Source organism: Pseudomonas sp. PA1(2017), assembly GCF_001945375.1.
Lineage (GTDB): Bacteria > Pseudomonadota > Gammaproteobacteria > Pseudomonadales > Pseudomonadaceae > Aquipseudomonas.
In genome coordinates this window covers 162558-181887 of the sequence record NZ_MSXU01000012.1, presented here as the reverse complement: position 1 = coordinate 181887, position 19330 = coordinate 162558, and the positions used below count along the sequence as shown (strand labels likewise).

General features: G+C 63.2%; 22 protein-coding genes. 5 read left to right on the top strand and 17 right to left on the bottom strand.

The window, feature by feature from the left end:
• Positions 1–51: 51 nt before the first annotated feature.
• Positions 52–1392, bottom strand: a complete 1341-nt coding sequence (locus tag BVH01_RS18180) for a PLP-dependent aminotransferase family protein (protein WP_075931648.1) — start codon at positions 1390–1392, stop codon at positions 52–54.
• 82 nt (positions 1393–1474) lie between these two features.
• On the opposite strand from BVH01_RS18180, the gene BVH01_RS18175 reads away from it, so the two are divergent.
• The gene (locus BVH01_RS18175) at positions 1475–2425 is read left to right on the top strand and encodes a threonine dehydratase (RefSeq protein ID WP_075931647.1); all 951 of its coding nucleotides are present in this window, start codon (positions 1475–1477) and stop codon (positions 2423–2425) included.
• 21 nt (positions 2426–2446) lie between these two features.
• On the opposite strand, the gene BVH01_RS18170 is transcribed toward BVH01_RS18175, so the two are convergent.
• From BVH01_RS18170 to rplM, 11 genes are all read right to left on the bottom strand, one after another.
• The gene (locus BVH01_RS18170; protein WP_075931646.1) at positions 2447–3346 is read right to left on the bottom strand and encodes a hypothetical protein; all 900 of its coding nucleotides are present in this window, start codon (positions 3344–3346) and stop codon (positions 2447–2449) included.
• A 145-nt stretch (positions 3347–3491) separates the two neighbouring features.
• Positions 3492–3689 carry a CsbD family protein gene (locus BVH01_RS18165; protein WP_075931645.1) on the bottom strand — a complete coding sequence of 66 codons (198 nt, stop codon included), beginning with the start codon at positions 3687–3689 and terminating at the stop codon, positions 3492–3494.
• A gap of 53 nt (positions 3690–3742) precedes the next feature.
• Positions 3743–4108 (bottom strand): BON domain-containing protein, encoded by a 366-nt coding sequence (locus BVH01_RS18160; RefSeq protein WP_075931644.1) that lies wholly within the window; start codon positions 4106–4108, stop codon positions 3743–3745.
• 296 nt (positions 4109–4404) lie between these two features.
• Positions 4405–4818 carry a ClpXP protease specificity-enhancing factor gene (locus BVH01_RS18155; RefSeq protein WP_075931643.1) on the bottom strand — a complete coding sequence of 138 codons (414 nt, stop codon included), beginning with the start codon at positions 4816–4818 and terminating at the stop codon, positions 4405–4407.
• 49 nt (positions 4819–4867) lie between these two features.
• Positions 4868–5485, bottom strand: a complete 618-nt coding sequence (locus BVH01_RS18150) for a glutathione S-transferase N-terminal domain-containing protein (RefSeq protein WP_075931642.1) — start codon at positions 5483–5485, stop codon at positions 4868–4870.
• A gap of 313 nt (positions 5486–5798) precedes the next feature.
• A complete protein-coding gene (locus BVH01_RS18145) occupies positions 5799–6581 on the bottom strand; it encodes a cytochrome c1 (RefSeq protein WP_075931641.1) in 783 nt (260 codons plus the stop codon).
• Positions 6581–7807, bottom strand: coding sequence for a cytochrome bc complex cytochrome b subunit (locus BVH01_RS18140; RefSeq protein WP_075931640.1), 1227 nt, complete (start codon positions 7805–7807; stop codon positions 6581–6583). Before BVH01_RS18140 ends, BVH01_RS18145 begins: the two co-directional genes overlap by 1 nt.
• On the bottom strand, positions 7807–8400 hold the full coding sequence (petA, locus tag BVH01_RS18135) for a ubiquinol-cytochrome c reductase iron-sulfur subunit (RefSeq protein WP_075931639.1): 594 nt from the start codon (positions 8398–8400) through the stop codon (positions 7807–7809). Before petA ends, BVH01_RS18140 begins: the two co-directional genes overlap by 1 nt.
• A gap of 34 nt (positions 8401–8434) precedes the next feature.
• Positions 8435–8563: a hypothetical protein gene (locus BVH01_RS25020; protein WP_256562800.1), complete on the bottom strand. Its 129-nt coding sequence runs from the start codon at positions 8561–8563 to the stop codon at positions 8435–8437.
• A gap of 363 nt (positions 8564–8926) precedes the next feature.
• Complete coding sequence (rpsI, locus tag BVH01_RS18130; RefSeq protein ID WP_013789890.1) at positions 8927–9319, bottom strand: 30S ribosomal protein S9; 393 nt, start codon at positions 9317–9319, stop codon at positions 8927–8929.
• A gap of 14 nt (positions 9320–9333) precedes the next feature.
• Positions 9334–9762 (bottom strand): 50S ribosomal protein L13, encoded by a 429-nt coding sequence (gene rplM, locus BVH01_RS18125; RefSeq protein WP_013789889.1) that lies wholly within the window; start codon positions 9760–9762, stop codon positions 9334–9336.
• A 247-nt stretch (positions 9763–10009) separates the two neighbouring features.
• Between rplM and BVH01_RS18120 the strand changes: the two genes are divergently transcribed.
• Positions 10010–11047, top strand: coding sequence for an NADP(H)-dependent aldo-keto reductase (locus tag BVH01_RS18120; protein ID WP_075931638.1), 1038 nt, complete (start codon positions 10010–10012; stop codon positions 11045–11047).
• A gap of 270 nt (positions 11048–11317) precedes the next feature.
• On the opposite strand, the gene nfi is transcribed toward BVH01_RS18120, so the two are convergent.
• Positions 11318–12025, bottom strand: coding sequence for a deoxyribonuclease V (gene nfi / locus BVH01_RS18115; RefSeq protein ID WP_075931637.1), 708 nt, complete (start codon positions 12023–12025; stop codon positions 11318–11320).
• A gap of 221 nt (positions 12026–12246) precedes the next feature.
• On the opposite strand from nfi, the gene BVH01_RS18110 reads away from it, so the two are divergent.
• Positions 12247–13158 (top strand): GlxA family transcriptional regulator, encoded by a 912-nt coding sequence (locus BVH01_RS18110; protein WP_168177296.1) that lies wholly within the window; start codon positions 12247–12249, stop codon positions 13156–13158.
• 72 nt (positions 13159–13230) lie between these two features.
• On the opposite strand, the gene zapE is transcribed toward BVH01_RS18110, so the two are convergent.
• From zapE to BVH01_RS18095, 3 genes are all read right to left on the bottom strand, one after another.
• Positions 13231–14325 carry a cell division protein ZapE gene (gene zapE, locus BVH01_RS18105; RefSeq protein WP_075931635.1) on the bottom strand — a complete coding sequence of 365 codons (1095 nt, stop codon included), beginning with the start codon at positions 14323–14325 and terminating at the stop codon, positions 13231–13233.
• A gap of 221 nt (positions 14326–14546) precedes the next feature.
• Complete coding sequence (locus BVH01_RS18100; RefSeq protein WP_075931634.1) at positions 14547–15896, bottom strand: tryptophan--tRNA ligase; 1350 nt, start codon at positions 15894–15896, stop codon at positions 14547–14549.
• 47 nt (positions 15897–15943) lie between these two features.
• Positions 15944–16573, bottom strand: coding sequence for an alpha/beta hydrolase (locus BVH01_RS18095; protein WP_075931633.1), 630 nt, complete (start codon positions 16571–16573; stop codon positions 15944–15946).
• A 173-nt stretch (positions 16574–16746) separates the two neighbouring features.
• Here BVH01_RS18095 and BVH01_RS18090 point away from each other — a divergent pair, with 173 nt between their 5' ends.
• On the top strand, positions 16747–17187 hold the full coding sequence (locus tag BVH01_RS18090; protein WP_075931632.1) for a YhcB family protein: 441 nt from the start codon (positions 16747–16749) through the stop codon (positions 17185–17187).
• 90 nt (positions 17188–17277) lie between these two features.
• Positions 17278–17910 carry a TetR family transcriptional regulator gene (locus BVH01_RS18085; RefSeq protein WP_075931631.1) on the top strand — a complete coding sequence of 211 codons (633 nt, stop codon included), beginning with the start codon at positions 17278–17280 and terminating at the stop codon, positions 17908–17910.
• Between the two features lie 524 nt (positions 17911–18434).
• Here the strand turns inward: BVH01_RS18085 and azu are convergent.
• Entirely contained in the window at positions 18435–18884 is a 450-nt protein-coding gene (gene azu, locus BVH01_RS18080) for an azurin (RefSeq protein ID WP_075931630.1), read from the bottom strand.
• Between the last annotated feature and the right edge of the window lie 446 nt (positions 18885–19330).

The following is a 19330-nucleotide window of genomic DNA, read 5'->3' as shown; positions in this document are numbered from 1 at the left end:
GTTCATGGTTCATAGCTGACACGCATTACAACGCCGGTGCAAGTGGCTCGATCAAGCAGGCCAGGCGGCGGCGATGTGCTCCAGCGCCTGCTTGAGTTCAGAGCGGCTGCGCGCGGCGGCCAGGCTGATGCGAATGGCGCTGGCCTGGGCCGGGCCGACCGCGAATACGTCCGCCGGCACAACCTCGACGCCCGCGGCCCGGCAGGCCGCCACCAGAGCGGCGCTGTCCGGCGGCTGCAGCCACAGGTGCGGCGCCACCTCACGGCCAGGCGGCATGCGCGGGCCCAGCACGCGGCTCGCCAGGCGCCAGCGCTGCTGCAGTTCGTCGCGTTGCCAGGCCAGTTTGCGAGCAGCGGTGCCATCTTCGATCCATTCGCAAGCCAGCGCCAGGCACAACGGTGACACCGCCCAACTGGTGGCGTGGCCTTGCGGGTCGATGCGCTTGAGCAGCGCCTGGGCCCCGTGCATGAACCCCAGGCGCAGGCCGGGCGCCACGGTTTTCGACAGGCTGCTGACCAACAGGCTGCGTGCCGGCACCGCCGCGGCCAACGGCGCCTGGCTGCCGAGAGCGCCGTAGACGTCATCCTCGATAAGCCACAGGCCATGGCGCTCCACCAGTTCGGCAATGCGCTGGCGGCGTTCGCCATCCATGCTGCTGCCGGTGGGGTTCTGCAGGCACGGAGTAAGCACCAGCACCCGCGCTCCGGTAGCGCGCACCTGGCGGTCGAGATCCTGGGGAAGAATGCCGCGCTCGTCCATGGCCACGCCGTGCAGCGGCAGCCGCAACTGCCGGGCAGCAGCCTTGATGCCGGGCGCGGTGAAGGCTTCGGCGAGCACCGGGTCGCCCGCCTCGCATAGCGCCAGCAGCGCTGCCGAGACGCCCTGCTGAGCCCCGGCACAGAGCGCCACCTGGGACGGCGGCGTATGCAGGCCGCGCTGCTGCAGCCACTGGCTGACGGCCACCCGGCCGCGCTGTTCGAGCTCGGCCGGCGCGTAAGCCTGCAGGGCATCGAGGCGGCTCTCGGCGATCAGCCGCTGCAAGGTGTGCGACAGGTCGTCGCTGCCGCCATCGTGCACCGGCACGTTGGTCGACAGGTCGATGCCGTCGGCCGGTAGCCGCGGTTGCTTGAGGTGGAACAGGCTGGCTTCGTGGCTATCGGCCAACACGTAGGTACCGCGGCCGACCTCCCCGGACACCAGATGACGACGCGCCGCCTCGCGGTACGCCTGCATCACCGTGCTCGGGTTGATGCCCAGCGTCCAGGCCAGGCGCCGCTGCGGCGGCAGCCGTTCGCCTGGCTTGAGTTCGCCCTTGCCGATGGCGACGGAAATCGCCTCGACCAATGCCAGATAGGTGGGCAGCGAACTGCCCTGGAGGTCAGGTAGCCACATTGCTTGCCATGCAATATAAATATTTACCCATACAATGCCCGAACCGTAGCATCTGGTCAAAGCCCACCCGGAGCACCACCCGATGTTCGACCTCGCCGCCCTGCGCCAAGCCGTCACCCTGATTCGCCCGAGCATTCCGGCAACGCCTCAGTTCGCCTGGCCGCTGCTGGCCGAGCGCCTGGGTTGCGAAGTGTGGGTCAAGCACGAGAACCACACGCCGACCGGCGCCTTCAAGGTGCGCGGCGGGCTGGTCTACGTAGACGAGCTGCTGCGTCGCGATCCGGCCATTAGCGGGCTGATCTCGGCGACCCGTGGCAATCATGGGCAAAGCATGGCGCTGGCCGCCCGCAAGGCCGGGCTGCCGATCATCATCGTGGTGCCCAAGGGCAATGCCCGGGAAAAGAACGCGGCCATGGCGGCGCTGGGTGCCCAGATGGTCGAGCACGGTTGTGACTTCGACGCAGCCCGCGCCCATGCGGCCGAGCTGGCGGTGCAGCATGGCCTGCATTTCGTGCCGTCGCTGCACCCGGACCTGATCCGCGGCGTGGCCACCTACGCCCTGGAGCTGTTCGAGGCCGCACCGCCGCTCAAACGCATCTACGTGCCGATCGGCCTGGGCTCGGGCATCTGCGGGGTAATTCGTACCCGCGACCTGCTGGGCCTGGACACCGAGGTGATCGGCGTGGTCAGCGCTGCCGCCGACGGTTATGCGCAGAGTTTCGCCGCCGGCCGGATCATCTGCACCGACAGCGCCGACACCATCGCCGATGGCATGGCCTGCCGCATGCCGCAGCCCGAAGCGCTGGAGATCATCCGCGCGGGCGCAGCGCGCATCGTGCGGGTCGACGACGACGAGATTCGCCAGGCCATGCGCATCTACCACGAAGACACCCACAACCTGGCCGAAGGCGCCGGCGCGGCAGCCCTGGCGGCATTGATTCAGGAGCGGGAGATCAATCGTGGCGAGCGCGCCGCCGTGGTACTCAGCGGTGCCAACGTCGACCGCGCGGCGCTGGCGGCGATTCTCGCCTGAGCCGCCATCGACCCGAGCCGGCTAGACGCTGATCGACAGCGTCGCGCCAATCGAAGAGCTCAGGGACAACCCGCCGCCGGTCATTTCGCCAGCGGCCTTCTCGACCTCGGCCAGTTGCTTGTCGATGCCGTCGATGAGTTTCTTGCTTTCTTCGTCCGGCTTGCCGCTGATCTGCGAGCGCACCATGGCCAGCAGTTGCTTGAGCTGTGCGGCGACCTTCTTCAGCTCTTCGGCATCGGCACGCCGCTGCCGCTCGTTGCGCTCATTGCGCGCCTGGCCGAGGGCGCCTTGTGCCTGTTGCTCGCCCTCCTTTTCGCTGGCCACGGGCTCATCGCCCTGCTCGGCCTCTTCGCCGGCCGCCAGTTCGGCAGCCTCGGCATTCACCTCGGGGGCTTCGACCTCGGCAATAGGCGCCGCCTCGCTCACCGCATCCACCGTGGCCATCTCCTGAACGGCAGCGCCCGCGCCTCCACTCTGGCTTTCGGCAGTCGACACCTGCGCTACGCCGACCGAGGACGTACCGCCACCGGACGGCTCCTTGAGCACGGAGGCGACCTGTCCGAGCTCCTGGGCCAATTGCTTGAGCTGGCGCAGCGCCCCTTTCGCGCCCGCCGGCCCAAGTGTCATGACCAGTTGCTTGAGCATCTCGATACGTTTCTTGATGTCTTCCAGGCGCTGGCGCGCGGCGTCCTTGCGCGATTCGTCCTGCCTGGCCTGCATTTCGCGCAGCTTGCCAAAGGCATCGCGCATGCTTTTCGCACGCTTCTGGGCATATTCGCTGAGGGTGACGGTTACCGAGGGCTGCTGCTCCGGCTCGCTGCCGGCTTTGGCGGCGGACGCGCTGGCGTCATCCATGGTGCGTGTAGCCGCGGCCTTGGCCGGTAGCGCCGAGTTGGCGCCCGAGGAAGTGATGGTCGACATGCGACGCCCTGTGCCTGGCGAATGTGCTCAGGGTATCGGCCTGGCCCCTGCGAACTTGAAACGGCGGGCAGCACTTGCGACTTCATCCCTGAAAAGCAGAAAGCCCCGGCACAGGCCAGGGCTCTCCAATCACGCCGAGAACGAGTCAGTACTTGCTGCTGAAATCGCGCAGTTCTTCCTCGGCCTTTTCCTTGGTCCAACCGTAGCGCTCCTGCAGTTTACCCGCCAGGTATTCGCTATGGCCTTCGGCGACATCCACGTCGTCGTTGGTGAGCTTGCCCCAGCGCGCCTTCATATCGCCACTGAGTTGCTTCCACTTACCTTTGATGATGTCGGAATTCATGATGCATTCTCCAAGGAAGGAGGCAGGCCGCGGTGGCCTGCCCTGGCCCATGATCAGTCGGCAGCTTTCAGGCCGTCAGCGGAAACCGCTTGAACGCCTTTGATTTCCTTGGCTTTGGCAACAGCCAGGTCACGCTCGGCTTCGGTTTTCACTACGCCGGACAGGGAAACCACGCCTTTGTTGGTCTCGACCTTGATGTCCAGAGCGCTGAGACCGTCGTCAGCCAGGAAGGACGATTTGACCTTGCTGGTGATCCAAGTATCGGAAACGGCTTCTTCAGCCTTGTCCATGGTGTTGGCAGCCAGCATGGTCGGCTGGGTGCTGTTGTAGGTATCGGCGAAAGCGGTACCCGCCACGGACAAGCTCAGGGCGGTCGCAGTGATAGCGGCAAAAGCGAACTTATTGATTGGCTGTTTCATGGGCAACACTCCTGTTTCATTCAAGTTCGCCACATCCAACTTCAGGGCTGTGGCTTCCCCTTGAATATCGCAAGCGCTGTGCCAGGTTTTGGAATGATAAATAACCCTTACAAAACAACAACTTATTCAGATAAAAAGATAATGATTGCCGTGCAAACTGCAAGTTCAAGCGTAACGGCTCAGGCAGATTGCACGAAGTGACTTAATGCCATCATGCAAGCAGCGCATCCAAACTCTAGAAACGAAAAATGCCGGTCACGAGACCGGCATTTCGGGGCCACTGGCGAACCGGCCGCCTATTTGACGACCTTCAGGCTGGGGCGCCCACTCGGCCGCGGCGGTTCGTCGTCGGGCGGCGTCTGCTCATCCTCGACCTCTTCGACGTCGTTCTGCACGGGGGGCGGCTCCTGATCGAACACCATGCCCTGGCCATTTTCCCGGGCATAGATCGCCAGTACAGCGGGCGACGGTACGAACAGGCTGTGGGCGACGCCGCCAAAGCGGCCTTCGAAACTGACCGCATCGTTATCGAGGGACAATTCACGCACCGCAGTGGGCGATACGTTGAGCACGATCTGCCCATCGCTGACGAACTTGCTCGGCACTTGAACGCCAGGATATTCGGCGTTTACCAGCAGATGGGGTGTGCAATCGTTGTCGACGATCCACTGGTACAGCGCGCGGATCAGATAAGGACGACTGGAGTTCATCAAACCTCCTGAACGTGGCACGCCGAATGCGGCGCGCCGGAAAAATGGGTCAGCGCATGGCTCGTTCGACGGACGACAGGCTCTGGCGAAAATTTTCGCGCGCGAACTGCCGGTCCATGTAATCGAGCAGCGGTTTGGCCGGCCTTGGCAGTTCGATCCCCAGTAGCGGCAGGCGCCACAGGATCGGCAACAGGCAGCAGTCTACCAAGCTCAGCTCGTCGCTGAGAAAAAATGCTTTTTCAGCAAACAACGGCGACACCCCGGTGAGGCTTTCGCGCAACTCCTTGCGCGCCTGCACGCGGGCCGGCTCCTTGCTGCGCGGGTCGAGAATCAGGTCGACCAGCGAGCACCAGTCGCGCTGGATACGGTGCATCAGCAGGCGGGTGTTGCCGCGCGCCACCGGGTACACCGGCATTAGCGGCGGATGGGGGTAGCGCTCCTCCAGATACTCCATGATCACCGTCGGCTCGTAGAGCGCCAGGTCACGGTCGACCAGGGTCGGCATGGTCCCGTAGGGGTTGGCTTCCAACAGCTTGTTGGGGAAGCGGCCCTGTTCGACGTCGATGATTTCCACAACGACGCTCTTCTCGGCGAGCACGATGCGTACGCGGTGAGAGTAGTGGTCGGCAGCGTCGGAATAACAGGCCAACCGGTTGGTCGCAGCCAAGGCGATCCTCCAGATTCGGGAAACGTGAACGCACCGGGAAGCACTATTGTTAGCGACGGTTCCCGGCAGTCCCTGAGGATGAATGTTCAGGGCATAAAAAAGCCCGCGGGATACGCGGGCTGAGCATGATACCGGACGAACAGTTTAAAAACGTAGGCGAGGCAGCCAGCGCGAGGCAAAAACAGGCGAAAAAGCGGAGTGTACGAGTAGTACATGAGCATTTTTCGCCTGTTTTTAACGCTGCGATGGCAACACACGACTGCATGGATGCAGGAGGTAGAGCGACGCAGGAAGCCAAAGCCGAGGTAAGTTTTTAATGCACATCCTTCCAGTATTCGCGCTTGAGCAAATAGGCGAATACGAAGAAGAACGCCAGGTAGATCAGCACGTAGGTACCGATGCGCTGCATGTGCAGTTTGTTCGGGTCCGCCGAGTAGGCCAGGAAGGTCACCAGGTTGCGGACCTTGTCATCGAACGCCTGTGGGCTGAGCTGGCCGCTGTTGGGCTCGAGCACCAGTTGGTCGCAGGCTTCGTGGGTCAGCGGCGTGCCGGTCAGCGGGTCGTACCGCTTCTTGCCATCCTCGACCACCTGCACCTGCTTGCAACCCATGTACTGGCGGCCCTGCAGGCGACCGAGCACATTGGGCATGCCGACGTTGGGAAACACCAGGTTGTTGGCCCCCAGGGGCCGCGCCGGGTCGTCGTAGAAGGTGCGCAGGTAGGTGTACAGCCAGTCGTTGCCGCGCACCCGGGCGACCAGGGTCAGGTCCGGTGGCGCCGCGCCGAACCAGCGCTTGGCATCCTCGGGTTTCATGCCGATGTTCATGTGATCGCCGATCTTGGCGTCGGTGAACACCAGGTTCGCCATCATCTGCTCTGCGGACACGCCGATGTCCGCGGCGACGCGCTCATAGCGCTGGAACTTGGCGCTGTGGCAGCCCATGCAATAGTTGGCGAAGGTACGTGCGCCGTCCTGCAGCGCGGCCTTGTCGGTCAGGTCGATATCGGCCTTGTCCAGGGCCACGCCGTGGCCACCGGCGGCCAGGGCGAAGGCAGGCAGTAGCGCGACCACACATGCAGCAAATAGCTTTCTCATCAGCCTGTCACCCTTTCAGGAACGGGTTTGGTCTTTTCCATCCTGGTGTAGAAGGGCATCAGGATGAAGTACGCGAAATACAGCGCCGTGCACAGTTGCGACAGCAGCGTACGGCCCGGCGTGGGCGGCAGTACGCCGAGCACGCCGAGGATGACGAAGGACACGCAGAACACCAGCAGCCAGAGCTTGCTCAGCCAGCCCTTGTAGCGCATCGAGCGCACCGGGCTGCGGTCCAGCCAGGGCAGCACGAACAGCACGGCGATGGCGGCGCCCATGGCGATCACGCCCATCAGCTTGTCGGGGATGGCGCGCAAGATCGCGTAGAACGGCGTGAAGTACCACACCGGGGCGATGTGCTCGGGGGTCTTGAACGGGTTGGCCTGCTCGAAGTTGGGCTTCTCGAGGAAATAGCCGCCCATCTCCGGGAAGAAGAACACCACGAAGCAGAACACGAACAGGAACACCACCACGCCGACGATATCCTTGACCGTGTAATACGGATGGAAGGGAATGCCGTCGAGGGGGATGCCGTTTTCGTCCTTGTATTTCTTGATGTCGATGCCGTCCGGGTTGTTCGAGCCGACCTCGTGCAGCGCCAGGATGTGCAGCACCACCAGGCCGAGGATGACGATCGGCAGGGCCACCACGTGCAGAGCGAAGAAGCGGTTGAGGGTGATGCCGGAGATCAGGTAGTCGCCACGGATCCACTCGGTCAGCGCATCGCCGACGTAGGGGATGGCGCCGAACAGCGAGATGATCACCTGGGCGCCCCAGTAGGACATCTGACCCCACGGCAGCAGGTAGCCCATGAAGGCTTCGGCCATCAGCATGAGGTAGATCAGCATGCCGAAGATCCACACCAGCTCGCGGGGCTTCTGGTACGAGCCGTAGAGCAGGCCGCGGAACATGTGCAGGTAGACCACGATGAAGAACGCCGAAGCGCCGGTCGAGTGCATGTAGCGCAGGATCGCGCCGTGAGGCGTATCGCCGGTGCGCACGTCGCGCATCAGCCCTTCTACCGACGCGAAGGCGCCCTCGGCAGTCGGGTTGTAGCTCATGGTCAGCCATACGCCGGTGAGCAGTTGGTTGACCAGCACCAGCAGAGCCAGGGAGCCGAAAAAGTACAGGAAGTTGAAGTTCTTCGGTGCGTAGTACTTGGCGAGGTGGTCGTTCCACATCTTGGTGGCGGGGAAGCGCGCATCCACCCAGTCCATGAATTTGCTCATCATGCTTGCTCCTGATCAACGCCGATGATGATCACGTCAGCCGATTCGTAGCGGTGCGGCGGCACCGGCAGGTTCAGCGGCGCCGGTTGCGACTTGTAGACGCGACCAGCCAGGTCGTAACGCGAACCGTGGCAGGGGCAGAAGTAACCGCCCACCCAGTTTTCGCCCAGGTCCGCCGGGGCCACTTCGGGGCGGAACGACGGCGCGCAGCCCAGGTGCGTGCACAGCCCGACCAGCAGGAGGATTTCCGGCTTGATCGAGCGCGTCTTCGGGTCGACGTAACCCGGCTGCACCGAATGCTGGGAATCGGCGTCGGCCAGTTGCCCTTCGATTCTGGTGAGGTTGCTGAGGATCGCCTCGGTGCGCCGCATGATGAATACCGGCTGGCCCCGCCACTCGGCCACCATCTGCTGACCTGGCTCGATCTTGGCGACGTTCACCTTGACCGGAGCGCCAGCGGCCTTGGCCTTGGCACTCGGGTACCACGACCCCACAAACGGAATTGCAGCCCCCACCGCCCCAGCGGCCCCAACCACCGAAGTGGCTGCCACCAGAAAGCGACGCCGGCCCGCATTCACGCCGTCATTGCTCATTCAGTCGTCTCCCATCGGCTTTCCGGCCTGTTGTTCAGGCCTCTAATAAGTAAGTGTTGGTCGCGCGCAGCAGCGGCCGGATGATCATCCTGGCATCGAGCGCACAGCGCTCGACCAACCCTTGCAGAGGCCTCGCGCCCAGGCGCATCCATTCGACGCTCATCAAGGACTTTAATCCACGGCCCCAGCCGGACGGCTCGTGCAGATCTGGCTGCGGCCTGGGCATGAAGAAGGTGGAAAGTCGTGGTGGTCGTGCGTCCAGATCAGCTCTGCTGCAATCCGGCGCGAGATTCGCACAGGCCGATGGGGCGACTCATGACGCGCATCAACGAAGCGGTGAGTAGGCCGTATACGCCCGCGCTCGGGCAGAGCAGGCAGGAAATGGCGTGGCCGAAAAGACGACAGGACGACAGGACGACAGGACGACAGGGAGCCGTACCTGGAAAATGCGCCAGGCTTTTACGAGCGCAAATGAAAAACGCCCAGCTCCGTGAGGAAACTGGGCGTTTTCGAGTACCGTCGCGAATTAACGCTTGGAGTACTGAGGACGCTTACGTGCTTTACGCAGACCGACCTTCTTACGCTCGACTTCACGAGCATCGCGGGTCACGTAGCCTGCTTTACGCAGAGCCGGACGCAGAGTCTCGTCGTAGTCCATCAGAGCGCGGGTGATACCGTGACGGATCGCACCAGCTTGACCGCTTACACCACCGCCGATGACGGTAACGTAGATGTCGAACTTCTCGACGGTCTCGGTCAGCTCCAGCGGCTGGCGAACTACCATGCGGGCAGTTTCACGACCGAAGAAGGTGTCCAGAGTGCGGTTGTTGATGGAGATCTTGCCAGTGCCCGGACGCAGGAAAACGCGTGCGGTTGCAGTCTTGCGACGGCCAGTGCCGTAATTTTGAGTCGCCGACATAATGAACTATTCCGTTAAATCTTCAGTTCTTGAGGCTGCTGAGCAGTGTGAGGGTGAGCAGCGCCCGCATACACTTTCAGCTTACGGTACATGTCGCGGCCCAGCGGGTTTTTCGGCAGCATGCCTTTAACCGCGGTCTCGATCACGCGCTCAGGGGCCTTGGCGATCAGCTTCTCGAAGTTGATCGACTTGATGCCGCCCGGGAAACCGGAGTGGGAGTAGTACATTTTGTCGCTGGTTTTAGCGCCAGTTACACGTACCTGCTCGGCGTTGATGACGACGATGTAGTCGCCGGTGTCAACGTGAGGGGTGTACTCAGGCTTGTGCTTGCCACGCAGACGGCTCGCGATTTCTGTAGCCAGACGACCCAGGGTCTGACCAGCAGCGTCAACGACGAACCAGTCGCGTTTTACTGTTTCCGGTTTAGCGGTAAAAGTTTTCATTCTTTATAGCCTCAGGGGCCGCCCAGCAAAAATAGACGGCGGATCTTACTGAATAGTGCGTACTTTGACAAGTCAAAGGCAGCCGGATGCGGGCGCTATTCGGGGGCTCGGGTCAGCGCGTCCGCGTACGGCAAGATTCTTCGGCAGGCGGCGCATCACTTCCACCGCAGAAAGAGGAGGCGGATTATCCTGATTGCGAAAAAAATTTCAACCTGCTTGTATGGCCCTTTTGTCAGAGGACGCTCCAATGGAATACCGCCAGCTCGGCCGAACCGATCTCAATGTCAGCGCCCTGTGCCTGGGCACCATGACCTGGGGCGAACAGAACGATGCCACCGAGGCGTTCGCCCAGATCGAGCGCGCCAAGGCCTATGGCATCAACTTCATCGACACCGCCGAGATGTACCCGGTGCCGCCGCGCGCCGAGACCTACAGCAAGACCGAACAGATCATCGGCGAATACTTCAAGCAGCGCGGTGATCGCGCCGACTGGATCCTGGCCAGCAAGGTCGCCGGCCCCGGCAACGGCATCTCCCACATTCGCGACGGCCAGCTCAAACACAACCGCCAGCACATCGTCGCCGCCCTGGATGCCAGCCTCAAGCGCCTGCAGACCGACTGGATCGACCTCTACCAGCTGCACTGGCCGGAGCGCCCAACCAACTTCTTCGGCCAGCTCGGCTATCAGCATCAGGACAGCGACTCCACGCCCATCGAGGAAATCCTCGAAGCGCTGGACGAGCAGGTCAAGGCCGGCAAGATCCGCCACATCGGCCTGTCCAACGAAACGCCGTGGGGCACCATGAAGTTCCTGCAACTGGCCGAAGCCCGCGGCATGTCCCGCGTGGTGTCGGTGCAGAACCCCTACAACCTGCTCAACCGCAGCTACGAAGTGGGCATGGCCGAAGTGTCGATTCGTGAGCAGTGCGGCCTGCTGGCCTACTCGCCGATGGCCTTCGGCATGCTCTCGGGCAAGTACGAGAACGGCGCCCGCCCGGCCAATGCGCGCCTGAGCCTGTTCGAGCGCTTCCAGCGCTACAACGCCCCGGAAACCGTGGCGGCCTGCTCGCGCTACGTGGCCCTGGCCCGCGAACATGGCCTCGACCCGGCGCAAATGGCCCTGGCCTTCGTGACCAGCCGGCCGTTCGTGACCAGCAACATCATCGGCGCCACCTCGCTGGAGCAGTTGGAGGCAAACCTGACCAGCAGCGAGTTGAAGCTCAGCGATGAGGTGCTCAAGGGCATCGAGGCGATCCACAAATCGCAGCCAAATCCGGCGCCATAAATCAGTCCCTTGCGGGGCGATGTGCCTTCAGGAATATCGCCCCGCATTCGTAGCCTGCGGTTGAGCGAAGCGATACCCAGGTCGGTCTTGCCGGCGATGGTAATCCCGGCATTGCCCCGGGTATCGCTGCGCTCAACGCCGGGCTACGTTGCGTGAGTTCTTTCAGCCGGTAGGCTGGGGCTAGCCCGGCCTCTTCCTCAAACCACACAAGCTGCCCAGGCGGTAGTCGCAGGATGGTCGAAAGCCCATCATATCCCTGCACCAAGCGGCCTAGAGGAGCTTGGGGCCCTTCATGTCGCGCCGTGACGCCAGCCGGTCCGCCAGGCGTGTCGGCTCCGGCAGCCGATAGCCCTTGTCCCAGCTCAGCACCAACTCCGCCGCCTTGTGCATGCTCACGCGGTTCCCCGGCGAGACGATCAGCGGCCGTACCTTGCGTTTGCTGCGCAGCACCCAGCCGATCTGCCGGTTCTGACGGTCGAGCAACTCCACCTTGTCACCGCGCTCCTCGCCAAGCTCGCAGTGATGGCCAGTGAGGATTTTCTTCGCCACGCCGATGGTCGGCCGCCCCGTGACCACGCCCAGGTGCGCGGCGATACCCAGGCCACGGGGGTGGGCAATGCCGTGACCATCGACGACGATCAGGTCCGGCTCCTGGGGCAATCCCGCCAGTGCAGACAACAGGGCAGGCAATTCGCGAAACGACAACAACCCCGGCACGTACGGCATGCTGGTGGGGATGCGCGCCACGCATTCGGCGACCGGCTGCAGGGTTTCGGCATCCAGCAGAATGGCGGCGGCGCGGGTGATTTCGCCGCCCTCCTCGAAGCCCACATCCACGCCGGCCAGCAGACGCAACGGCGCAAAGTCATCCTCCAGCCGCACCTGTTCGGCCAGTTCCTTTTGCAGGATTCTCGCGGCGGCGGGTGTGCCGTCCCACTCGGCGAATGGCGATGCGGCCAACTCGGCAAAACTCAGCATGACAACCTATCCCCCATCACGGCGTTGCAAGACCGGGCTGGACTCAGCCCGGATAAAAGAAGACGATTCAGCCGGAACCTGACGGCTTTACCATCAGGCCGATAATCACTCGAACAAGAACAACAGCCATGTCCAGCCCGTCCCCGCTCACGCGCGTGAGCATCCTCGCCACGCCCGGTGTATTCGCTTCGACCCTCATGCAGGCCAGAGATTTCTTCCATATGGCCGGCTTGCGCCATGGCAAGCAGCAGGGCCTCGGCCTGGTACCAACCTTCGAGGTACGCCTGGTCAGCCCGGACGGCCTGCCCGTCACCAGTTTCAGCGGCGTGCAGTTACCGGTCGACGGCCCGCTCGACAACGAGGCCCAGCTGATCATTCTGCCGGCCTTCTGGGACGACTACGACGCCCTGTGCAGCCGCTACCCCCAGGTGTTCGACTGGCTGCGGGCGCGGCACGCCGCCGGCGCCAGCCTGTGCGGCGAAGCCAACGGAGTGTTCTGGATGGCCGCCAGCGGCCTGCTGGACGGCAAGGAAGCGACCACCTGCTGGCGCTTCTTCGGCGAATTCGCCACGCGTTTTCCCGCCGTGGCGCTGAACCAGGACAAGCACCTGACCGACGCCGACAACCTCTACTGCGTGGCCGGCCCGACCTCGGCGTGCGATCTGTACATCTACCTGATCGAGCGTTTCTGCGGCACCAGCGTGGCGCAGAGCGTGGCCCGCGACATTCTCTATGAAGTGCGCCGCAGCTACACGCCAGGACGTATCGGCTTCGGCGGCCAGAAGCAGCATCAGGACACCAAGATCCTGCAGATCCAGCAGTGGCTCGAGGAGCACTTCGCCGAGCGCTTCCGTTTCGAGGACGTGGCCCGTGACCACGGCATGAGCATCCGCAACTTCATGCGCCGTTTCCACGCCGCCACCGGCGACAAGCCGCTGTACTACCTGCAGCGCCTGCGCATCGAAACCGCCAAGGGCTTGCTGTCGTCATCGGCGAAAAGCATCAAGGCGGTCAGCTATGAAATCGGCTATGACGATGCCAGCTTCTTCGCCCGCCTGTTCCGCCAGCACACGGGGCTGTCGCCCAACCACTACCGTCAGCAGTTCCAGCAGCAGGTGCAGCCCGCAGGCTGAAACGAAAAAGGCCGCACGCCGTGCTTCCGGTCTGGAAGCGGGCGTGCGGCCTTTGCCGTCGCGGCGGGCCGATCAGGGCTTGTGCGGGCGCGACAGGAACTCGTGGGACTGCATCTCCAGCAAGCGGCTCAGGGTACGCTGAAATTCGAAGCTCAGGCGCCCGCCGGTGTACAGATCCTTGAGCTCAACTTCGGCGGAGATGATCAGCTTGACGTTGCGGTCGTAGAACTCGTCCACCAGGTTGATGAAGCGCCGCGCCATGTCTTCCTTGGCCACGCTCATCTGCTCGACGTTGGCGAGAATCACCGAGTGGAAGATCTTGCCCAGCTCGATGTAGTCGTTCTGGCTGCGCGGGCCGTCGCACAGCTCGCGGAAATCGAACCAGCCCACGTCACCGCCGACCTTGCGCGCGACGATGGCACGGTTCTCGATCATCAGCGACTCGTTTTCCTGCACGGTGGTCTGCTCGTGCAACAGGCTCTTGAAGCTCTTTTCCAGGCTCTGCTCGGCCGCGTCGCCAAGCGGGAAGTGGAACAGCTCGGCCTGCTCCAGCGCGCGCAGGCGGTAGTCGATGCCGCTGTCGACGTTGACGATCTCGGTGTGCACCTTGAGCAACTCGATCGCTGGCAGGAAGCGCGCGCGCTGCAGGCCGTCCTTGTAGAGACCGTCCGGCACGATGTTGGAGGTGGCTACCAGGGTCACGCCATTCTTGAACAACTCTTCGAGCAGGGTCGCCAGGATCATCGCGTCAGTGATGTCGGAAACGAAGAACTCGTCGAAGCAGATCACCCGGAACTGCTCGGAGAAGCGCTTGCCGATCACCGTCAGCGGGTTCTTGACGTCCTTGAGCGAGCGCATTTCCTCGTGCACGCGCTTCATGAAGCGGTGGAAGTGGGTGCGCTCCTTTTCCTTGAACGGCAGGGCATCGAAAAAGGTGTCGACCAGGTAGGTCTTGCCACGGCCGACGCCGCCCCAGAAATACAGGCCCTTGACCGGGGTGACGGATTTCTTGCCGAACAGCTTGCCGAGCACGCCGGGCTTGTTGCGCTCGTCGGCGATCAGCTCGTCGTACAGGCGCTGCAGGTGGCGCACGGCCTTTTCCTGGGCGGCATCATGAAAGAAGTCCGGACGTTTGAGGTCGGCCTGGTAGCGTTCGAGCGGAGTCATAGTGCGAAAACCGGGCAAATGAAGCGGGGGCGACACTTTAACGACGCCCCCGGGGATTGGCAAATAGGCCCTATCGGTGCAAAGGGCTTTGCGAGCGGCCACAGGGTGGATCGAGCTGCATAGGCCACGCTCCACCGAACCACCATTGCACCGGCCAAATGGTGGACAAGCTTCGCGTTGCCCACCCTACACGGCTCAGACCGCGGCGCGCGCCAATGGTCTCAGGCTTCTTCCGGCGCCAGAGCGTCACGCAGGCGGGCGATGGCAGCCTCGAGAGCCGCGGAGTCGGCAAAGGCCGGGCTTTGGCCGACCAGTTGGTCATCCAGCCACACGCCAAAGGCCTCGCCCTGGACGCGGATGTCCAGCGGCTCGCCGCTTTGCAGACGCTTGCTCGCCTGCCCGGCTGCCTTGCCGTCAGCGAAGGATGGCGACAGCAGCAGTTGCTCGCCATCGGCATCGAGCAGGCGGAAGCGGAAGCTGCCTTCCTCGTCACGGAAGCTGACGAAGCGGGCGCGCTTGGCGGCCTTCTTCCTGGTATCGGCGGCTACCTGCACCTGCTCGCGGAACGAGCGCAGGCCCACCGCTTCGCGCAGCTCGCCGAGGAACGGCGTGGCGATCTTGCGCGCCTTGGCGGCGCCGGCCAGCAGGATGTCTTCCAGGTCCGCCGGGCGGGCAATCAGGGCGTGATAACGCTCGCGGGCCTCGCCCAGCTCGGCTTCCAGCAGCTCATAGAGCGCCTGCTTGGCTTCGCCCCAGGCCAGACCGCCGAGCAGCGCAGCACGGAAATCCGCCTGCTGGGTCGGTGCGGCAAAGGCCTGATAGATGGTGAACAGGTGCGAGTTGTCCGGATCCTTCGCCTCGCCCGGCTGGCGGGAGTCGGTGACGATGCGCGCCACGGCGTCCTTGAGCTGCTTGGAGCTGCCGAACAGCGGGATGGTGTTGTCGTAGCTCTTCGACATCTTGCGGCCGTCGAGGCCCGGCAGGGTGGCGACGTCTTCCTCGATCACCACTTCGGGCAGCTTGAACAGATCCTTGCCCTGACCGAACAGGTGGTTGAAGCGCTGGCCGATGTCGCGGGCCATTTCCACGTGCTGGATCTGGTCGCGGCCGACCGGCACCTTCTGGGCGTTGAACATCAGGATGTCCGCGGCCATCAGCACCGGGTAGCTGAACAGGCCCATGGTCACGCCGGCGTCCGGGTCTTCACCGGCTTCCACGTTCTTGTCCACCGAGGCCTTGTAGGCATGGGCGCGGTTGAGCAGGCCCTTGCCGGCCACGCAGGTCAGCAGCCAGCACAGTTCGGGGATTTCCGGGATGTCGGATTGGCGATAGAAGGTCGCCTTGTCGGCGTCCAGGCCCAGCGCCAGCCAGGTGGCGGCGATCTCCAGGCGCGAGCGCTGGATCCGTGCCGGGTCATCGCACTTGATCAGCGCGTGGTAGTCGGCCAGAAAGTAGAAGGAATCCATGTCGGCGCGGCGGCTGGCGACGATGGCCGGGCGAATCGCACCGGCATAGTTGCCCAGGTGCGGCGTGCCGGTGGTGGTGATGCCGGTGAGAATACGCGTGGTCATGTTCAGGTTCGCTTACGTGGACGCGTGCCAGGCAGGCACGCGGCAGATCAGAGGCGAGGCAGCAGCAGATCCTTGAGATCGGTCAGCTTGCCGTGAAAAAAGTGGCCGCATTCTGCCACTTTCAGCAGTTCGTGGGCACGCCCGAGGTTGGTCGACCAGTCGTAGACGCGCTGTGGTTCGATCACCTCGTCAGCATCCGGCTGGATCACCACCAACGGGCAGCGCTCGGCGGGGGGCGTTTCAGCGGTCAGGCGGGTAACGGCCGGGGCGATCATGAACAGCTTGGCTGGCTCGACGCCCTGCTCCTCCAGACGACCACCCAGGGCGGCAGCGACGAAGCCGCCGAAGGAAAAACCCATCAGGGTGATCGGCAGATCCGGGTAGCGCTCATGCAGCCATTTGGCGACGGCTTCGGCGTCATCCACTTCACCGCTGCCCATGTCATGGCTGCCGGCACTGGCGCCCACGCCGCGGTAGTTGAATCGCAGGGTGTGATAGCCGGCATCGCGGGCGGTGCGCTGCAGGGTCGACACCACCTTGTTGAGCATGGTGCCGCCCTGTACCGGGTTCGGGTGGCAGATCAGCGCAACGCCGCGCGCGTCGGCGACTTCCAGGCAAAGGGCTTCCAGTTGGCCGCTCGGGCCGTCGATCATCGTGGGGGTTTCGCGGATCAGCAACAGTGAACTCCGTGACCTTCAATCGGGTCGACTCGTCGAACGATGTACCCGCACCGCGCCTGCGCGTTGCCGGGTAAACACCTTAAAACACCTTCGCCTACACGCACTTAGCGGTGTACAGCGCAGGTTCCAGCCGTTAACGTAAAGCAAAGCCGTTTAGAGAGGAAGGACTCGTGGAACAGACGCTCACCGCCTGGTTGCTACCGGCACTTACCCTGGTCGCTGGCATCGCCATCGGTTTCCTGATCGCCCGTCTTGCGCCCAATGCCGCCCCCAGCCGCACGCAGCGCCAGCTGGACGAGATGCAGGAACGTTTCGAGGCCTACCAGAACGAAGTGGTCACCCACTTCAATACCACCGCCAATCTGGTCAAGAAACTGACCCAGAGCTATCACGACGTCCAGGAGCACCTGTCCCACGGCGCCGATCGCCTGGCGCTCGACGAAGTGACCCGCCAGCGCCTGCTCGCCACCCTGCACGCCGAGCCGAGCAACGACAAGCGCGATCGCCTGACGCCGCCGCGCGACATGGAAATCCCCAAGGATTACGCGCCCAAGACCGGCGACGTTCCTGGCATGCTCGACGAGGGCTACGGCTTGAAAAACCGCTACTGAATAGCGGCGAGCGCAGTACCATCGAACCCCGCCCCATGGCGGGGTTTTGTTTTACGATGCTTGCACCGAGCCAGACAAGGACGTGATTCCATGCCAGCGCGCCAGTCGCACCACCCTACCCGCCAGGCGCTGATGGACGCCGCCCGCGAGCTGCTGGACAGCGGCCGAGCCTTCAGCAGCCTGAGCCTGCGCGAAGTGGCCCGCGCGGCCGGCATCGTACCCACCGGTTTCTACCGCCACTTCAAGGACATGGACGCTCTGGGTTTGGCCCTGGTGGCCGAGGTTGGCGAAACCTTTCGCACTACCCTGCGCCAGGTACGCCGTAACGAGTTCGAGCTGGGCGGCATCATCGATGCCTCGGTGCAGATCTTCCTGCGTGCAGTTGAGCAGCACCGCGGCCAGTTCCTGTTTCTCGCCCGCGAGCAATACGGCGGCTCGCTGCCGGTGCGCCAGGCACTGGCGACCTTTCGCGACGACATCGCTGCCGACCTGACCAGCGACCTGAGCCTGATGCCCAAGCTGCAGCACCTCGACGAGGCAGCGCGCAGCGTGCTGGCTGATCTGGTGGTGAAAACCGTATTCGCCACCCTGCCCGAGCTGATCGACCCACAGGCAAGCGCCCTGCCCGCCCATCGCCGCCCGGAAGCCAAGATGATCGAGCAACTGCGCTTCATCCTGATCGGCGCCAAGCGTTGGCGCGGCCTGAGCAGCGACAAGGGCTGACGGCGCTGAGCAAAAAACGATCACCCCCGCGCAACGCCCATGGTTCGTGGCTCGGGCATCAGTACGCGCACGTTATCCACAACGTGCTCCACACCTTCCGTGGACAACCCTCTCGACCAGGGTAGTCAACACACTGAATTCATTGAAGTAATGGTTGACTTCATGGCGTATTTTCGCAGCCAGTCGAGCTGATCAAAACTTGACCAATCACCTGCAGACCTAGTCTTCAGAGGCCTCCAGCCGAGCACCCTCACCTTATCCACAGCACTACGCACAGCAGCCGTGGAAAAGTTCATGACCCGCATGCTTTCGCGCCTAACACCTTGTTCCGAAAGCTTTTCCAACACTGCTCAAAAATAGCGCGATGCTCCGCAAGCCAAGTGGTGCGGGCACTGCATCGCCTTTTGCACATGATCGATACAGGCTTATCAACAGGGTCTGTGGGTAACCATGGCAAACAGCTGATTTTCATGCAAAAACGAAAAGGCCGCTGACGAGCAGCGGCCGGGGGATGACGACCGGGATCAGTCGACCAGGGTCAGCGCGCCCTTCATCAGCGCGGCATGGCCTGGGAAAGAGCAGAAGAACTGGTAAGCACCGGCAGCATCCAGCTTGCTCACGTCGAAGGTCACAGAGTCGGACTCGCCACCGCCGATCAACTTGGTGTGGGCGATCACCCGCGCGTCGTCGGGTTTCAGGTAATCCTTGTCGACCCCGGCAGCGATGCCGTCGGCACTGATCGCCTGTACGTCGGCGGTCTTGGCCACCACCAGGTTGTGGCCCATCACGTTCTTGGGCAGGTTGCCGACGTGCTTGAGCTCGATGGTGAAGGTCTTGCAGCTCTTGCTGACCTTGATCTCCTTGGTATCGAAGGTCATCTGGTCGGTGGAATGCACCTCCACCGAGCATTCGGCAGCCAACAGCGGCGCGCTGACCAGGGCCAGCACGGAGGCGACGACAAACTTGCGAATCATGGGAGTCTCCTTGGCAGTGAAAACGTTCACAGCCTGCAGGGTGCCCTATCGGCCGGGCATTTCCCATGACCTGGGGCAACAGACCGCAGGTGATTCGCGTCGGTCATGCAGATAGGCCATTCATCGGCCATCCATGAAAACTATCGAAACGATCGAGATAAGCAAGCAGCCCAACGTGGAGACGAGGCTTAGGCTACGCCCATGAACGGGAGGAGCATGACCATGACCATCATCGAAAGTCTGCAGCATTGGTTCGCTGCTTATGCACAGGCTGCCAGCGGCTGTTCCAGCGCCGAGTAACGTGTAGAGCGCTGCCCCCGGCGCGAAGCGGTGGCAGCCTTCATGCAATACCGTGACTCGGCCACCATTCGCCCCGGGGCGGGACTCCTATGAGGGCGTAGCCATCACGCCAATCGTGTAGGAGCGCCGACCCCGGCGCGAAACGA

Bases quoted from the DNA above. Each gene is read 5' to 3' on its own strand.
- BVH01_RS18180 (WP_075931648.1), bottom strand. From the start codon at position 1,392: ATGTGGCTACCTGACCTCCAGGGCAGTTCGCTGCCCACCTATCTGGCA.
- BVH01_RS18175 (WP_075931647.1), top strand. From the start codon at position 1,475: ATGTTCGACCTCGCCGCCCTGCGCCAAGCCGTCACCCTGATTCGCCCG.
- BVH01_RS18170 (WP_075931646.1), bottom strand. From the start codon at position 3,346: ATGTCGACCATCACTTCCTCGGGCGCCAACTCGGCGCTACCGGCCAAG.
- BVH01_RS18165 (WP_075931645.1), bottom strand. From the start codon at position 3,689: ATGAATTCCGACATCATCAAAGGTAAGTGGAAGCAACTCAGTGGCGAT.
- BVH01_RS18160 (WP_075931644.1), bottom strand. From the start codon at position 4,108: ATGAAACAGCCAATCAATAAGTTCGCTTTTGCCGCTATCACTGCGACC.
- BVH01_RS18155 (WP_075931643.1), bottom strand. From the start codon at position 4,818: ATGAACTCCAGTCGTCCTTATCTGATCCGCGCGCTGTACCAGTGGATC.
- BVH01_RS18145 (WP_075931641.1), bottom strand. From the start codon at position 6,581: ATGAGAAAGCTATTTGCTGCATGTGTGGTCGCGCTACTGCCTGCCTTC.
- BVH01_RS18140 (WP_075931640.1), bottom strand. From the start codon at position 7,807: ATGAGCAAATTCATGGACTGGGTGGATGCGCGCTTCCCCGCCACCAAG.
- petA (WP_075931639.1), bottom strand. From the start codon at position 8,400: ATGAGCAATGACGGCGTGAATGCGGGCCGGCGTCGCTTTCTGGTGGCA.
- BVH01_RS25020 (WP_256562800.1), bottom strand. From the start codon at position 8,563: ATGAGCGTCGAATGGATGCGCCTGGGCGCGAGGCCTCTGCAAGGGTTG.
- rpsI (WP_013789890.1), bottom strand. From the start codon at position 9,319: ATGTCGGCGACTCAAAATTACGGCACTGGCCGTCGCAAGACTGCAACC.
- rplM (WP_013789889.1), bottom strand. From the start codon at position 9,762: ATGAAAACTTTTACCGCTAAACCGGAAACAGTAAAACGCGACTGGTTC.
- BVH01_RS18120 (WP_075931638.1), top strand. From the start codon at position 10,010: ATGGAATACCGCCAGCTCGGCCGAACCGATCTCAATGTCAGCGCCCTG.
- nfi (WP_075931637.1), bottom strand. From the start codon at position 12,025: ATGCTGAGTTTTGCCGAGTTGGCCGCATCGCCATTCGCCGAGTGGGAC.
- BVH01_RS18110 (WP_168177296.1), top strand. From the start codon at position 12,247: ATGGCCGGCTTGCGCCATGGCAAGCAGCAGGGCCTCGGCCTGGTACCA.
- zapE (WP_075931635.1), bottom strand. From the start codon at position 14,325: ATGACTCCGCTCGAACGCTACCAGGCCGACCTCAAACGTCCGGACTTC.
- BVH01_RS18100 (WP_075931634.1), bottom strand. From the start codon at position 15,896: ATGACCACGCGTATTCTCACCGGCATCACCACCACCGGCACGCCGCAC.
- BVH01_RS18085 (WP_075931631.1), top strand. From the start codon at position 17,278: ATGCCAGCGCGCCAGTCGCACCACCCTACCCGCCAGGCGCTGATGGAC.
- azu (WP_075931630.1), bottom strand. From the start codon at position 18,884: ATGATTCGCAAGTTTGTCGTCGCCTCCGTGCTGGCCCTGGTCAGCGCG.